The following is a 15,556-nucleotide window of genomic DNA, read 5'->3' on the forward strand; positions in this document are numbered from 1 at the left end:
TGCGGGAACCGCCTTTTTTTGTGAAGCAAAGATTACTCCTCCGCCAAAAAAGAATCATTTGCCAATGAGGAAATGTTCGTTTATGATAAAACTAATATAAGTTCTATATTTATAGAACAATTATCTCAACTACACCAGAAAACCAGAAAGCAGGAATTCCTTATGGATTATAAAGTAACCGTAGACTTCGCGCCTATCTATGAATGCATTACCAGCCTGAACGCTTTTATCGGCAAGCAAAATCATACGGCTATGGATGCCGGGACCTCCTGGGTCCGCCAGGTCCAGACGCAGTTCGCCCCTGTCATGCTCCAGCGCATGAAGGAGGTGCTGAAGCTCACCGATAATTTCAGTCTCTCCCCCTACATCTGGAGCTGTCCCGGAGAACGTACGGTGGAGGAATTTCTGCATTGGTTCGAGGGGCTGTCTCCGGGAGAGCTGTACGACATTGCCGGGCGGTTCGGGCAGAATGTGCCTGCGAATCTTGCCGGGCTGCGGGATGTTGCGGCTGAAGTGATCCGGGTGTGGAATGACAGCTATTTCAGCAGCATTGATCCGGCCATTATTGAAGGGCTGCGGCAGGAGGCCAGTGCACGGGCAGCGATGCTGGACGGCACGAATGATATGGCCGTCTACGAGGCAGCTACCGAAGGGATGCGGCTGTATCCGCCTAAGACGCTGAAGCAGGTTGTTATCACTCCGCAGTATCATGCCCGACCGCTGGTCATCTCCTCTCAATATGATGAGTTTGTGTTCACCAGCTACTCCTGCGATGCGCTCCCTGCTGAAGAAGGACGGCCCGCTGCCGCGCTGCTGCGGCTTACCCGGGCGTTATCGGATGAGACCCGGCTGTTCATTCTCCGGCAGCTTACCGGCAGTCAGATGAGTTTCACGGAGATTGTGAAGGCGGTCCAACTGTCCAAAAGCACGATTCACTACCACCTGATCGCGCTGCGCGCAGCAGGTCTGGTCATCGTTCACACCAGCGGCAAAAGTGTCTCCTACAGCCTGCGGCTGGAGGCGCTGGACGATCTGCCTGGACATATTGAGGACTATCTGAAGGGGTGAGCGGGTTGCAGAAACGGAGCTATTACGGATTGTTATCCACAGTTTCACTCAGCGCCTTCGGCGATGCCTTTGGGCTGCTGGCCATGGAGTGGCTGGTCTATGAGCTGACTGGCTCCAAGGTAGCGATGGGGGCGCTTGCGCTCAGCTCCATGATTCCCGAGCAAGTGCTGCGCCTGCTCGGCTCGCCGCTATCCGACCGGCTGCCCCGCGTGCGGTTCATGGCCTGCCTCGCCGTGCTGCGGCTGCTGGCGCTCCTGCTTCCGCTCGGCATGGGCCTCGCCGGGCATCTCCAGCTCTGGCAGCTGTTCGCTGCTGCCAGCCTGAGCGGCGCCTGCTCCGCGCTGTTCCTGCCGACGGCCATGGCTGTCATCCCCGAAATCACCGGGACCGGCAAGCTGATGCGCGCCTTCGCGATCATTGACGGCTGCAAGGGCGCTGCCGTGCTGCTCGGACCGGCGCTTGCCGGCATCCTGACCGCGGCCAGCGGCGCCTTGCCGGCGCTCGGGGTCAACGCCGTCTGCTATATGGCTGCGATTGCCATGCTGCTGTGGCTGCCCCGGATGGGCAAGCCAGCCGGGCCGCCTGCTGCTGCTGTCTCCGTGTCCGGCTATCTGCGGGAGGTGGCCGAAGGCTTCTCGTTCTACCGGCGGTTCCCGGCCATGCTGACGATCATGATGATGGCTGCCGTCAGCAATCTTAGCTCCACAGCCATATGGACGATGATGGTCCCTTATGTCCGCGAAGTGCTGCACCGCGATGCGGCGGCTGTAGGCACGCTGTCTACAGCCTCTGCGCTTGGGTATCTCACCGGACTCGGGGTCATCTCCATCATGGGCGAGATTAAGCAGCGGCGCGCTGTCATGCTGGGCAGCCTAGGCTTGTCGGGCATCGTCACCATGCTGTGGGGCTTCATCCCCAGCTATGCCTTTGCCTTGTTCGCCGTATTCGCCGCCGGACTGATGGGGCCCTTCTTCAGTTCCTTAAGCTCCTCTCTGCACGGGCGGCTCGTGCCCGGTCAGCTTCAGGGCCGGGTCAACTCGGTCCGATTCCTGATTGGCGGGAGCCTGTCGCCGATTGGCGCTTTGGCAGCCGGTACGGTCGCTGAGCTGTATGGGGTTCCTCTTCTTTTGCTTGCCGCAGGCCTGCTTCCGGTGCTGTACGCCGGAGTGGCCCTGCGCCTGCCCGGCCTGAAAGCGCTGGACGGCGACCTGTCTGTGCTGGAGCAGCGGGACCGCCAGCGCCAGGAGGCTGCGCTGTCGGGCAATATATCTATGTAGATGGACCTCAAGGAGCAAGTATTGTTGCGCTTCGTGAAAGATCTCCGCGCAAGCCGCCCCTATCGAGCCGCAGTGTTGCACTTTATGCAGGATTTCACTAAATTTGTTACTGGTTACGGCGAATTGTTGCAACTTTTGCAGGAATTAGGGCGATTCGGGGCTAGCGGGAGCTGCATTGTTGTATTTCGTGCAGGATTTCCGCCCAGGCCGCCCCTATCGAGCCCCAGTGTTGCACTTTATGCAGGATTTTTCTAAATTTGTTACTGGTTACGGCACATTGTTGCAACTTTTGCAGGATTTCGGGCGATTCGAGGCTAGTGGGAGCTGCATTGTTGTATTTCGTGCAGGATCTCCACGCATGCCCCTACGCCATCCCACCCGCCCCCACGCCAAACAGGCGATGCCATATGCGCATCGCCTGTTTATCGTAACTGCACCTGCTGTGCTGCTATCCACTAACTGCTACTCAGGACTCCAGGCCGCCCTGAGCGGTCACGTAATGACTGGTATCTCCGTGCAGCACAATCTCCGGCACGCCGCCAATAATATCAATTCTGCATAGGCAGGTAGGGTGGATGTAGGGCAGATCCCACAGCTTCTCCATGGCCCGGTCTTCAAAATAAGCCATCAGCACCTTCACTACTACCGTATGGGTGGCAATGAGTATCGTGCCGCCTTCGTGCAGGTCTGTGAGCTCACGCAGCTTGCCGAGCGCACGCTCCTGCACGGCGGCGAAGGTCTCGCCACCCTGGATGCTGAACAGCGCCGGGTCGCTCCAGAACAACTGGTGCTGCTCCGGGTACTGTTCTTCCAGCTCACAAGCCTCCCGGCCTTCCCAGACGCCGAGGTTAATCTCTTTGAATTCATCATAGGCGGTTAGCGGGATCTCCCGTCCGCCCCGGATAATCTCAGCCGTCCGCAGCGCCCGGGGGCTGGAGCTGGCATAGACCGCGTCCAGATGGACATCCAGCAGGCTCTTACTCAGCCACTCTGCCTGCTGGACGCCAAGCGGCGTAAGCGGCGAATCCTGATGGCCCTGCATCCGCTTCTGCACATTCCATTCCGTCTGTCCGTGTCTTGTAATATACACCGTAGTAGTCATGAATTCCGATTCCCCTTTACCTGGTATGTATCGATAATTACCTGCGGCTGCGCTCCAGCCACTTCACCCCATAATCGACAATCTCCCGCTGCGGGACCAGCTGCGCCGCCGACGCTGCAATGAAGCCCTTGGCAATCCGCCCGGTCTCCTTATCAAAGTCCGCGCCAAGCTGAGCGAAATCATCCGAATTCCAGTTGTAATCACTGAACTCCACCCATCGCCGGGCACCGTCCACCAGCATCGGAGCACCTGCGATCACTTCCTGCTTCCCGGCATAATCCGCACGGTGCTCTGCCAGATGCAGCGAGGTGTTGTTCCCATGGTCTACGCCAAGCAGCAGCACGCTTCCCCCAAGCTCATAGAACCGGGCCAGCGGCGACCGCTCTCCGAAAGCATATTCCAGTCCATGGCCGTCAATAATGACATCCCGGTGCTTCCCCCAGGCGGCAAAAGAATCAATCGGATGGCTGCTGCGCCGCACGCCCCGCTGCTTGCGGAAGCAGTCCGGGATAATCCCCATGCCGCGAAGAGGTGTCAGGTCCGGGTCGTACGCCGGCATATGCTCCCGGATCTCCGGCCACCAGGCCTCCGGCACCGGCGGTCTGCTCCAGCCTGACGGATCGGTCAGATCCGCGGATTGCGTCGGCATCACCAGCGTCCCTTCCTCGCCCAGCACCTGCTCCAGCGCCAGGATCACGGCAACCGGTCCGCCTGCCACCCATTGCCCGAGTGATTTGAAGGAGGAATGCAGGAGCAGTGTCATGCCTTCCTGAACGCCCAACTGCCGGAAGTCTGCGGCCAGCATATCCACCGTAATCAGTGTTCCTTGTACTTCCTCCAATGTAAGTAACCTCCTAGCCTTTCATCTCTCCTATCATAGACCAGAACCGGCAGCGTTGCCACCCGTCCCTTCTATTTCACCCGCTATCATTCCTGCATCTACTCCAGCCCTAAGACTCCTTATCCTCAGCCTGGCCGGGATAACGCCCCATCAGCAGCTTCGCCCGGTATTCCCCGGGGGAGATGCCCTCCAGCTCCTTGAATACCCGCGCGAACTGCTTGCTGTTCTCGAAGCCGACGGATTCGGAGACGGAGGCCAGCTTGACCCGGTTATCGGCCAGCAGCTCTTTGGCGTGGCGGATGCGGACTTTTTTGAGATACAGCACGAAGCTCTCCCCGGTATAGGCCTTGAACGCCTCGCTGAAATAAGAATAGTTGAGGGACACATAATTACTGACCATCGCCATGTTCAGCGGACGGGCATAATTCGCTTCGATATACGCCAGCGCTTCCTCCATATCGGCATGCTCCGTATGAGCGGATTTGATGCCTATAATATAATCGTTAACGCTCAGGAGCAGATGCTCAAGCGCACGGTAATAGTCGTGGAAATGGCGGAAATTATGCAGGTTGCCTACTAGGCGGTAGAGCTTCAGCACCTCCACCGAAGCTTCGCCATGCGTACGGAACACCTCATCCAGTACACGTTCATTCATACTCCGCCCTACATTCTCCAGGTAACTCAGATCCAGCCTGAGCAGATGCTCCGTCTGGAAAATAACGCCAAGCAGCGCCTTGATCTCCTTCTCCCGCCCGGTTCCCAGCATATTAAGCAGCTTCCGCAGCTCCTCCTCCGGGAGCGGGAAGCTCAGCCGTCCAGCCTGAATATCCGTATAGTCCACGAAGCTGGCCTGCGGCGATAGAAAGGTATATTGCAGCGCCCGGCAAGCCTCCAGATAACAGGTGCGGAACTGCTCCGCACTGTGACTCTCTCTGCTGATTCCGAGCAGCAGCCGCGTAAGCTCCTTGGATTCGGCCTTCTTTACCAGCTCCAGGAAGCTCTCCCCCTCTCCGACAAGCACCAGCTTCCCGTCCCCGTCCGTCAGGATCTCCGTGAATTTGTGCTCCAGCGGTCCGCCCAGCTGCTCCAGCAGCCCCTGCACCTCTCCAGGCTTCATCCGTGTACCGTCACTGTGATGATAGTTCAGCACCCCAACTGTAAAAGGCAGCGCAAGCCCCGCAAGCTCCTCCTCCTGAGCCGCCGATACCTCGCCCTCCTGCTGCATCAGGAGGCTGCGCAGACGGGCCGCCCGCAGCTCGCGGCGGTAGCCCTCTGCTTCCTGCAACTGCTTATGGCTGCTCGATTCCCGCTCCGCCCCTTCACTGGCAATCCGCTCGAGAATCTCGAACAGCTCCTCGCGGCGGATCGGCTTCAGCAGATAATCCTTGACGCGGTAGCGGATCGCGCTTTTGGCATATTCGAAATCATCATGGCCGCTGAGAATAATCACAGCCGGAGCTCCGCCCGCCCCTGCTTCCGCAGACAGCCGCGCCAGCAGCGTAATCCCGTCCATAATCGGCATCCGGATATCGGTGATAATCACATCCTGCCGCTCCTGCTTGTACTGCTCCAGTGCCTCTGCACCGTTTCCCGCCATCGATATATTGTAGACCGACGGATATTCCCGTTCGATCATCACCTTCAGACCTTGACGGATCATTCTCTCATCATCCACAATCATCAGATTTGTCATCGCTGATTATCCCCCGTCAATAGAACTTTGGGCAGAGACATGTACACCGCTGTCCACTTCCCTGCTTCGCTCTGCACTTCCAGCCCATAGGCTTCCCCGTAAAAGAGCTGCAGGCGCTGATGCACATTGCGCAGCCCGACGCCTCCCGCCTTATAGCCTCCGCTGCTGATCCCGGAAGCGTCCGCTCCAGGCTCTTCCTTCGCATAGATCGCCTCATGCAGCTCCACCAGCCGCTCCTGCGTCAGCCCCAGCCCGTTATCGCGCAGGACAATGAAGATATCCCCCTCCGCCTCTGAAAGCTCGATCTTCACAATCCGGTCCTTTAACTCTACACCGTCTGCATTCCAGGCATGCTTCACGCTGTTCTCTACAATCGGCTGCAAGGACATCTTAAGCACCTCCACTTCCAGATAAGCGCTGTCAATATGAAGCTCCAATTGAATGGTGTGTTCGAACCTGATATTCATGACCTCTATATAATTCTCGATATGGCGGAGCTCGTCTCTCAGCTTCACATATTCCCCGGTCCACTTGAAATTATAACGCATCATTCCGCCCAGGCGGGTCAGTGCATCCGAGATGGTCCGCTGGTTCTCAATTTCGGCCAGCATCTTGATATTCTCCAGCGTATTGTAGAGGAAATGGGCATCAATCTGATTATGCAGAGTCCGCAGCTCTGCCTCCTTGGACAGCGCCTGCTTATAGACCGCCTGGGCAACCAGCGTATTGATCGTATTCATGAGCTTGGAGAAATGATGCGCCAGCTCTCCGACCTCTCCTCCCCCGCTAACCTTAATACTGCCATATGGCTCGCCCCGGCGCACCTTTTTCATCGTCTCTGTCAGGCGGCGGAGATTCTTGAGAATGAATGCATTCAGCACATAGGTAATCGCCGTAACCAGGAAAATAAAGCCGATATTCACCCCGATAATCAAATTACGGGTCCGCGAAATATCCTTCATCAGGCCTTTCATCGAGACCACCGTGACCAGGGAGGCATCAATTTGCTCCACCGGCGCTTGAATCAACAGGTACGAATTGCCGTTCTCCTTGTAATCCATCTCCCATTCCCCGGTCTTGCGGTAGACGGACAGCCGCTCCTTGATCGCTGCGCTCAGCCCGGAATCAGTGGTCAGGAAGGAGTTATCTGTACGCGTGAACAGATTCAGCGCATCATCGACAATGACCATCTGGGATTCGTTATCCTGCACAGAGGTATAAGTCTTGGGCGTGAACTTGCTCAGCAGCATATCTACCTGAACCATCCCGATATGATTCCCTGCCGGAATACTGATCTCCCGCAGCACAGATACCTTCGGCTGACCTTCCCCGGCTCCTCCCGAGAAACGCTGCATCAGATCGATGTCCGTATTCTGAAAGGACCAGAGATTCCGCCTTCCTTCCAGTCTCATGGCCTGCTGGAACCAGGGCTCCATGGAGACCCGGGATTCACGGAAAATAACCGGCCACAGCTCATACACATTCGGACTGGCAGAGAACAGATACAGATGCTCGATGTTGGGGTTATTGAACTGAATCTGGCTGAAATTCAAAAAAGTAGTCGTATTGAAGTCGATCAACTCGCCCAGGGTCGGATCATCCTCACTGATCAGGTAATCCCGCACGCTTTTATCGTTATACGCCATCTGAAGGGCCCGTTCCATCGCCTCAATCTGGTTAAGTACATGCATTCGCTCCATTTGCAGCAGATAGCTGTTCTTCTCGATGGAATCCCGCATATAGGTGTTGTTGATTTCCTGATACGAATAGAAGGACACCAGCAGGCTGGGTCCCAGAATAATGAAGATATAGGCCGCGATCAGCCGGCTCTGCAGTGACCTCCGCCCCCACCAGTAGTGGAAGGAGTGCCATAATGCTCCTGTTCTCTCTCTCATGCTCACCTCTTGAAAATAGCCCAAAAGCCCGCAGTATGCGGGCCAATGGGTCTTATATTTAAAAACTTACATTCCGAGTTTTTTCTTGTTCTCTTCATATTTCGTCTGGCGGTAAGCATCGAAGGTCGCTTGACCTTCCTTTTCCTTCTTCGCAATATATTCCGTCCAGATCTTGTCGAATTCCGCATCGGAATCAGCCATCAGCAGCTTCGGCATCGTTTTGCCGCGGAGCTGTTTCAGCTTGGTGGCAACAATGCCTTCCGGTGAGTTGCCCGTAGGATCGATTAACTGGAACTCCGAAGTATTGATCGATTTGCCTTTGGTCCAGTCTTCCAGTTGCTTGAATGGCTCAACGGATTCCGGCTTCCACTGGTCGGTGATATTCGTATTTTGCATCATCCAGAAAGTAAAGGAGGAGCCGAATTGCTTATCGAAGGCTGCACGGTCGGAGTTCATGAGCTTCAGCGCTTCGGGCAGGAACTGGTCCTTGCCGTCAATTGTATCATAGCCGACCCCTTTTTCGCCCAGATAAAGATCCTTATTGCCTTCCTCACTGTTCAGATAGCTGAGGAATTTGATCGCACGCGCCTTATCCTTAACATCCTTCGAGATCAGGGTTACTGTCCAGCCGGAGATCCCAGGGCCGTTCAGTGCAGGCTGATCCATCTTGGTGTTGGCCGGACCGTCTACTGCAATGTAGACCTGATCAGGGTTCTTCTGGAAAATAGTGCCGAGCTGGGAAGCAAAGTCTGTACGTTGATAGAGCATGGCGAAGTAGCGGCCCTGTACGATCTTTTCTTCCATTTGAGCACGCTTGTCAATGAAGATATCCTTCGCAAGCAGTCCGTCCTGGTTCGCCTGACGGAGGGTCTTCATCCAGCGGACATACTCAGGGTCCGTCTCACGGTCGTAGACCTTGCCGTCTTTTTCCCAAGGAATGTTCAGGAAGTTCTGAATGTAGCCTTCAAGGGAATCATTTCCATTCTCAGTGAACTCATGCAGACCGAGCGGAATCAGTGGCTGTCCGTTCACTTCAGGGAATTTCTCCTGGGCTGCCTTCAGGGCGCCGAGGAAGCCTTCAGGTGTGCGCATATCCGGGCTGCCGATCGCTTCATAGATATCCTTGCGGACCGCGAAGGTCTGGTTCGAAACATAAGTATCGCCATACTTCTCGTAGTCGGCAGGAGAAGAGGAAGAGTTAGGATAGCCGTAGACGTTGCCGTCCGGCTGAGTGTACCAGCCCAGCTTATCTTTATCCGAGACCTTGAAGAAGTACGGGTCATATTCCTCAGCCAGCTTGTTCAGCGGAAGCACCAGCTCGCCTTCCACCATTTTTTTGATCGCATCTTCCCAGTAGCCGAGCGTGATTAAGTCAGGCAGCTTGCCGGAAGCAATCAGCGTATTCAGCTTTTCATTCTCATTGCCGGCAGGAACGATGAAGTTAAGGTTAACGCCGGTCTTCTTGGTAATATATTGCGAAGTCGGGTCAACGCCCCACTTGTTGGCGAACCAGGCAAAGTTCAGATACCAGTCGAAGGTAATCGGTGAAGTATCGCTTTTCCAGCCCGGCTCATCAGCGTTCAGTGCAGGTGCTGCTGTTTCTGTGGCTGGTGCTTTGGTAGCCTCCGCATTCGCCGGTTTATTGCTCCCCGTTGCGTTATTGCTGCTGGAGCAGCCTGCCGCCAGGGAGGTCAGCATTAGTCCTGCTGCGAGCAGCAGACCCATTTTCTTTGGCTTATGTTTCATGACCATTTGTTTACCCCTTTTCTAGAAAATAATAATTATAAGCTCAACCCCGTTGCCCATAAGACACCCGGGCGCTGGAGGAGTTACCTGGTAGCAAGGAGATGATTAGCCCTTGATGGAGCCGATCATCATGCCTTTGACAAAATAACGCTGCAGGAACGGATAGACGAATACGATAGGCAGCGTAGTGACAACCATGGTTGCCAGCTTGATGGACTGGGAGGTTACCGACCTTGTTGCCGCGTTACCCTGGACAGCCACCATCATTGTATTGGAGCTTGACTGGGCGACTACACGGAACAGATACGTCTGAATCGGCTGCAGGTCCACATTGTTGATATAGATAATTCCGGCAAAATAATCATTCCATTGATACACGCCGTGGAACAGCGCAATGGTCGCAATGACCGGCATGGAGACCGGAAGGACGATCCGCAGGAAGATGGACCAGTCGTTGGCCCCGTCAATCCGGGCCGCCTCTTCCAGACCATCTGGAATCTCCCGGAAGAAGGTCATGAAGATGATGAGATCGAAGAAGCTGAACATGACCGGAATGATATAGACCAGGAAGTTATCCAGTAGATGAAGATCGCGGTTCAGCAGGAAGGTCGGAATCAGACCGCCGTTGAAGAACAGCGTAACGGTGCCGATCAGGATGTAGATTTTGCCGCCTACCAGATCCCTGCGGGATAAAGCATACGCCACCATTGCGGTGAAGAATACGTGGACAGCGACACCAAGCACTGTCTTGGCTACCGTAATTCCCATGGCGAGCATAATGCCGGGACTTGCGAATACCGCCTCGAAATTCTTCAGCGTGATCATCCGCGGCCACCAGTAGATGCCGCCCAGCATGGCGTCGTTCCCGTCATTGAAGGAATTGACCAGCACATACCAGATAGGATACAGCGTCAGGAAGCAGACGCAGAGCATGACCAGATTATTGACGATATCAAAGATGGCTTCACCTTTGGTTTTACGTTTTAGAGCAAACATATATAGGTCCTCCTTGTCCTAGAACAGCGACGTGTCGTTGATTTTTTTGGATACCTGGTTGGCAATCAGCAGCAGAATCAGTGCTATAACCGCTTTGACCAGGGTGACCGCCGCAGAATAGGAGAAGCGGTTGGAGACAATACCAGTCTGATAGATATAGTAATCAATTACGTTAGAAGCACTGTCATTCAGCGAGTTTCGCAGGACCAGAATCTGGTCGAAGTTGGAATTCAGTACCCCGCTGACGGCCAGAACGAACAGAATGCTGATCGTTGCCCGGATGGACGGCAGTGTGACAAACCACATTTTCTGGAAGCGTCCCGCTCCGTCAATCGTTGCCGCTTCGTACATTTCCGGAGATACGCCGGCGATGGCCGCGAGATAGATAATGGCGGACCAGCCAAGCTCCTTCCAAATGTCGGAAGTAATAATAATCGTCCAGAAGTAACTGGGTTCTGCCAGATACGTAATCGGCTTGTCAATCAGGTTCAGCGCAAGCAGAATATTGTTGATAATCCCTACATCAGCCAGCCAGGTGGCCAGAATCCCGCCAAGCACAACCCAGGACAGGAAATGCGGCAGATAGGAGATCGTCTGAATAGCCTTCTTGTATCTGATGGAACGGACCTCATTGAGAAACAGGGCGAATAGGATCGGCAGCGGAAAACCGATGAACAGCTTGATTAAGCTGATGCCGAGCGTATTGCGGATGACATTCGGCAGATCCTCATCAGCGAACAGCTCTCTGAAATGCTCCAGCCCTACCCATGGAGCTTCGGCAATCGACTTGACGATGTTATATTCCTTGAAGGAAATAATCAAGCCATAAATCGGAATGTAGTTGAAAATGATCATCCAGACTACGCCGAGCAGGGCCATGGTCTGCAGATGACGCTGGGCTACAAACTTCCTCCACAGTGGTTTTTTGCGACCTGAACCGGTTTCGATTGACGCCGGAATGAACGGCCCCATGGCCGGATTCGGCTTGGTGTTACGTTTGTTCTCCATCGTATGGACCTCCAAAATACCTATCTTTATTGTAAAGCGTTTTCATCTCTATGTATTTATTGTATGCGTTTTAGGTACCCGGTAAAAGGCCTCATTTTTCGTATTTAGGGGCTCATTTTTCGGCTGGGGTAGGGGAGCCCTCCACGCAGGTGCACTTCTGCTCCTCATTTGCGCTTGCCGCCAATTCAACAATAATTCAAGAAGGAGACCCGGGCGGGCCTCCTCCTATGTCTTATTGTACTGGAATTGCAGACCACATTTATTCCATCACCGCTCGGATCGCGGCAATCTCCCCGCGCCGCAAGGCCTCGGCATCTGCACCGCGCAGCAAGCCGCCGGTAATTACGCGCTCCGCGCCATCCCGGAAGGTCAGTGCAAGCGTCTGGATAACCACCTTGCTGTCGCCGAAGGTATCCGCATGACGCGGATTCACATACGTCACTTCCGTGCTGCCCAGCAGCTTGAAGGAGACCTCTCCCTGCTCGTCGAACAGCCAGCCGGGAAGGGCCGGATGCAGCGCCAGCGTTAGTTCGCCATCCCGGGTAGCGAACAGGCTGCTGCCTGCCATCATCGTTCTCCACATGCTCAGGAACTCGGCCGTGGAGCCGCTCAGGCGGGCAACAAATCCCCGTCCGTGTGTATGCGGGTCAGGGTTGCCGCCCGTGGAGATAAAGGAGGAATTCTCCAGTGTACTGCGTCCGTAGACCTCCGGATCAAGGAACGGGATCAGTGACGTCTTCAGCTCACTATAGAATTCTTCATACAGCCCCGCCTTGAGCAGCTCCAGCAAATATTTATAGGACATGTGCAGGAAGTTGGATTCCCGCTCCTGCCAGCCCGCCGTGAAGGCCCGGATGCGGCCGATATCATGCGTTTCCGCTTCCAGCGACACCGAAGTCCGGTACATGGAGGTAACCGGATCGAACAGGCCGCTTTGTTTCACTTTGTTATAGATTTCCTTGGCGGTTTGCTTATTGTCCAGGGTTTTGAGCCAGCGGGTAGGGCCTTCCAGGAAATACGGCAGAGCGGAAGCCTCGAACGCCTCTACTCTGGCCTTCGGCAGTCCATAACCGCTGATTACCGGCTCTCCGGCTTCATCGGTGACCGGCTGGAAGCGTGTAGCCTCGAACCGGAAGTAGGTCGGAACCAGTCCATTGCCCATGGTCACCGCAAGCTCTATACCCTGATCCACCTTACGCAGCCACAAGGCCAGCATATCGCGGATCACCGCAAGGGACCAATCGGCGGTCTCGCCTGTAATCCCGAAGCGGATCTCTGCCCGGTAAGCCTCGCGTGCCGAGGCCACGCGGTCCCAATACAGGAATGAATCCAGTGAGCCGTCCAGCACTTCAGTTACAGCAGGGTCTACCTGCGTCAGCAGCGCCGCTATCTCCGCTGGAAGTGCCACGGCTGAAGGCAGATCCGCAGTGTTCTCCAGTGCTTCCAGCATGAATACCAGCATCCGCCTAAGCTCCAGCGTCTCGCTCATACCGGAGCCAACCAGTCCCGGCAGCCCGTTCATGGCATCATTCCAGCCCGGCTTGTTCGCCTCCATCTCAACACCCATGCCGTACGGGTCAAGAGTGGTGAATTTGTTCAGGGCCAGCGACAGCATCTTCACGAACAAGCTGGTCCGGTAGATCTCCCCATGTCCGCCTTGTGTCCGCAGCCACTGGGTATCAGAGGCCTTCCGCTTCAGCTTGTGCAGCTTCTCCTCATCCTCAAGCAAGGCTCCGAATTGCCGGACCTTGCCGCCGCTGATCACATATTTCTCGCTGCGCGGGAGGACATACGCCGCACTGTCGTAGAACGCGTAGGTCTCATCCCCAAACAGCAGCTCCCCGCGGCGCTCAGGATAAATATCGAGATAGCCTTCCACCAGATCCAGATTGTACGTCCAGTGATCAGACCAGAAGCCCTCCCCGAAGGCGGCTTCAATATTCTGCTGTGACAGGGCAAGCACACCGCTGAGGAACTCCTGCTCGCTAATCTGCAGCATAATCTGATGATCGGCAATATAGTTAATCAGACTGCCTGCCGTGAAGCGCCCGGCCAGCAGCCGCTCCAGTCCATCATCATCGCCTTCAAGCGCTCCGGCCAGCCACGCCTTAAGCTTATCCCCAGCATCCGGCAGAATCTCAAAGCTGGTGCCCTGCACACTGAGCGGATTATAGCCGTCCGCCTGAATCAGGCTGTAGAACATTTTAATGTTGAAGCTGCCCACCTTGGGATGGAAAAAGACATCATTACGCCGGTTCTGGTTCATATCACGGAAGTTACCGTTGCCCTGCGAATAATACTCCGGAGCCAGCGAGAAGAAATTATAATCCCGTTCCATATCGCCATGCTTGCGTGAGTAGAGGTGTACGACGAAGCCCTCAGCCCCATTGTCGAAGATAAACGGATACCCCCCGCGCAGCAGATTGTCGAGATACGACTGGCGGCAATAGGCATCGAATACCGGCGAGGACGTCCGGGTAGCAATATCCGCAGTTAAGTCCTCGGTCAGAGCGGCAGCTTCAAGGGCTTTGGCGGCAAAATACTCCTCACGGCATAGCTCCGCCGCCCGGTGATTGATTCTGGCAATATCATTCACATGCCCAATGATGGTGTTCAGCTTCAGCGAAGCCCCCGGGGCAAGTGTTCTGGCGGTCCCACTGAATCCGCACGGCACCTTGTTGACCGGATACTGCGCCTGTGCCAGCAGCCCGGCCAGCGGAAGCGCCGCGAAGCGGTCGGGATAGGTCAGTGAAGTATTCCCGCCGAAGATCACTTCATAATCCACGATCGGATACAACTGCTCCCCTTCTCCCGTGGAGGAAAGATAGAAGTGTCCGCTCTCAATCGAGCTCATTTCCGCATCGTCATTCGTACTGGAACGCAGCTTGTAGAACGGAATTCCGTTCTCCAGGTTGAACACATCCATCCAGCTGCGGAGCAGGTTCCCCATCTCCTTATAGTTACTGTTCTCCACCCCGAATGGAAGCACCTCCGGCAGACCGTCCAGCAGTTCAAGCTCAAGCTCAGCTCCCCCGATATTCTGAATCTCCACCTGACGGACCAGCGCGGCATAATCATCCCCCGGAAGGTTGAAGTAGTGGACCGTGGTCTTCAGTCCATGTCCGGCATGCGATTCCTCAATGGTCAGTCCGTTCGGGAGAATGGTCATGATCCGCTTGGCTGCCGGGTCCGGGCGGGCCGACTGGAACGGTTCATAGATCTCCGCTGCCCCCTTCAGCTTGATGAAGGTGCGGAAGCCGGTCGATGTTACATTCTTGTAGGAGATATTGGCTGGTGAGAACTCCATGATCGGCGAGTTTTTGTCCCGCACGCCGAAGCTGCTGATCCCTTGGCCGCGGTTCACATAGAACGTCCACATCGGTATCCCCTTCAGCCCGGCCAGGCCGGGCAGGAAGCTGGCGAACGGCTTGCCTTCGTGGAACTGCTCGATTACAAATTTACCTGAATCAAAATAATAATTGCTCATATTTACTCCTCCTAAAATATCAATGTACGTATTCATTACGCGGCTGTGCTTCAGCAAGAGTGCTGCGGAGCGGCCCCTATAAGCCTTGCTGAAGGCTCCGTAGAATAGAATGATGCGAGTGACTTTGATACATCCGCTCGTGTATGAGTGATTGCGTTAGCAGTGATTGCATTTTGTGCACTAGAATTTGTCTAGTTGCGCTTCTGGCAGCCTTCTGTTGTATTTCATACAGCAGATTTCCGGCTTACTGCCCTATAATGCCGTTTTCGCAGAATTCTGCTGTACATAATGCAATTGATCGCTAATTTCGCCGGATTTAGGGGGCATCTACTGTACATAGGAGACAATTTCATAATTAAAAACCCTTGCTATACCTGGTTTTTTTGAGCATAGAAAAAGGAGTACCTCCCCAAATTCTCGAAGTTATAGGTGACGAAACCAAC

10 protein-coding genes are annotated in these 15,556 nt (G+C 55.0%); 2 read left to right on the forward strand and 8 right to left on the reverse strand.

Going from position 1 to position 15,556, the window contains the following annotated elements; translation table 11 throughout:
* Positions 1–162 precede the first annotated feature (162 nt).
* Both ACFSX3_RS06105 and ACFSX3_RS06110 read left to right on the forward strand, forming a co-directional pair.
* Entirely contained in the window at positions 163–1,068 is a 906-nt protein-coding gene (locus tag ACFSX3_RS06105; protein WP_209994707.1) for an ArsR/SmtB family transcription factor, read from the forward strand.
* Positions 1,069–1,073: 5 nt separating this feature from the next.
* Positions 1,074–2,345 carry an MFS transporter gene (locus ACFSX3_RS06110; RefSeq protein ID WP_209994708.1) on the forward strand — a complete coding sequence of 424 codons (1,272 nt, stop codon included), beginning with the start codon at positions 1,074–1,076 and terminating at the stop codon, positions 2,343–2,345.
* 466 nt (positions 2,346–2,811) lie between these two features.
* On the opposite strand, the gene ACFSX3_RS06115 is transcribed toward ACFSX3_RS06110, so the two are convergent.
* From ACFSX3_RS06115 to ACFSX3_RS06150, 8 genes are all read right to left on the reverse strand, one after another.
* Entirely contained in the window at positions 2,812–3,447 is a 636-nt protein-coding gene (locus ACFSX3_RS06115; RefSeq protein WP_209994710.1) for a histidine phosphatase family protein, read from the reverse strand.
* A gap of 37 nt (positions 3,448–3,484) precedes the next feature.
* Entirely contained in the window at positions 3,485–4,288 is an 804-nt protein-coding gene (locus tag ACFSX3_RS06120; RefSeq protein WP_209994711.1) for an aminoglycoside N(3)-acetyltransferase, read from the reverse strand.
* A gap of 109 nt (positions 4,289–4,397) precedes the next feature.
* Positions 4,398–5,981, reverse strand: coding sequence for a response regulator transcription factor (locus ACFSX3_RS06125; protein ID WP_209994712.1), 1,584 nt, complete (start codon positions 5,979–5,981; stop codon positions 4,398–4,400).
* On the reverse strand, positions 5,978–7,876 hold the full coding sequence (locus ACFSX3_RS06130; protein ID WP_209994713.1) for a cache domain-containing sensor histidine kinase: 1,899 nt from the start codon (positions 7,874–7,876) through the stop codon (positions 5,978–5,980). Before ACFSX3_RS06130 ends, ACFSX3_RS06125 begins: the two co-directional genes overlap by 4 nt.
* 66 nt (positions 7,877–7,942) lie before the next feature.
* A complete protein-coding gene (locus ACFSX3_RS06135; RefSeq protein WP_379312718.1) occupies positions 7,943–9,628 on the reverse strand; it encodes an ABC transporter substrate-binding protein in 1,686 nt (561 codons plus the stop codon).
* Between the two features lie 99 nt (positions 9,629–9,727).
* Positions 9,728–10,618: a carbohydrate ABC transporter permease gene (locus tag ACFSX3_RS06140; RefSeq protein WP_209994715.1), complete on the reverse strand. Its 891-nt coding sequence runs from the start codon at positions 10,616–10,618 to the stop codon at positions 9,728–9,730.
* 18 nt (positions 10,619–10,636) lie between these two features.
* A complete protein-coding gene (locus ACFSX3_RS06145; RefSeq protein WP_209994716.1) occupies positions 10,637–11,626 on the reverse strand; it encodes an ABC transporter permease in 990 nt (329 codons plus the stop codon).
* Between the two features lie 259 nt (positions 11,627–11,885).
* On the reverse strand, positions 11,886–15,113 hold the full coding sequence (locus ACFSX3_RS06150; RefSeq protein WP_209994717.1) for a cellobiose phosphorylase: 3,228 nt from the start codon (positions 15,111–15,113) through the stop codon (positions 11,886–11,888).
* Positions 15,114–15,556: the final 443 nt, after the last annotated feature.

This window comes from Paenibacillus rhizoplanae, assembly GCF_042684125.1.
GTDB classification, from domain to species: domain Bacteria; phylum Bacillota; class Bacilli; order Paenibacillales; family Paenibacillaceae; genus Paenibacillus_AQ; species Paenibacillus_AQ rhizoplanae.

Coding starts and splice junctions, on each gene's coding strand:
- ACFSX3_RS06135 (WP_379312718.1), bottom strand. CDS start 9,628: ATGGTCATGAAACATAAGCCAAAGAAAATGGGTCTGCTGCTCGCAGCA.
- ACFSX3_RS06125 (WP_209994712.1), bottom strand. CDS start 5,981: ATGACAAATCTGATGATTGTGGATGATGAGAGAATGATCCGTCAAGGT.
- ACFSX3_RS06140 (WP_209994715.1), bottom strand. CDS start 10,618: ATGTTTGCTCTAAAACGTAAAACCAAAGGTGAAGCCATCTTTGATATC.
- ACFSX3_RS06145 (WP_209994716.1), bottom strand. CDS start 11,626: ATGGAGAACAAACGTAACACCAAGCCGAATCCGGCCATGGGGCCGTTC.
- ACFSX3_RS06130 (WP_209994713.1), bottom strand. CDS start 7,876: ATGAGAGAGAGAACAGGAGCATTATGGCACTCCTTCCACTACTGGTGG.
- ACFSX3_RS06115 (WP_209994710.1), bottom strand. CDS start 3,447: ATGACTACTACGGTGTATATTACAAGACACGGACAGACGGAATGGAAT.
- ACFSX3_RS06105 (WP_209994707.1), top strand. CDS start 163: ATGGATTATAAAGTAACCGTAGACTTCGCGCCTATCTATGAATGCATT.
- ACFSX3_RS06150 (WP_209994717.1), bottom strand. CDS start 15,113: ATGAGCAATTATTATTTTGATTCAGGTAAATTTGTAATCGAGCAGTTC.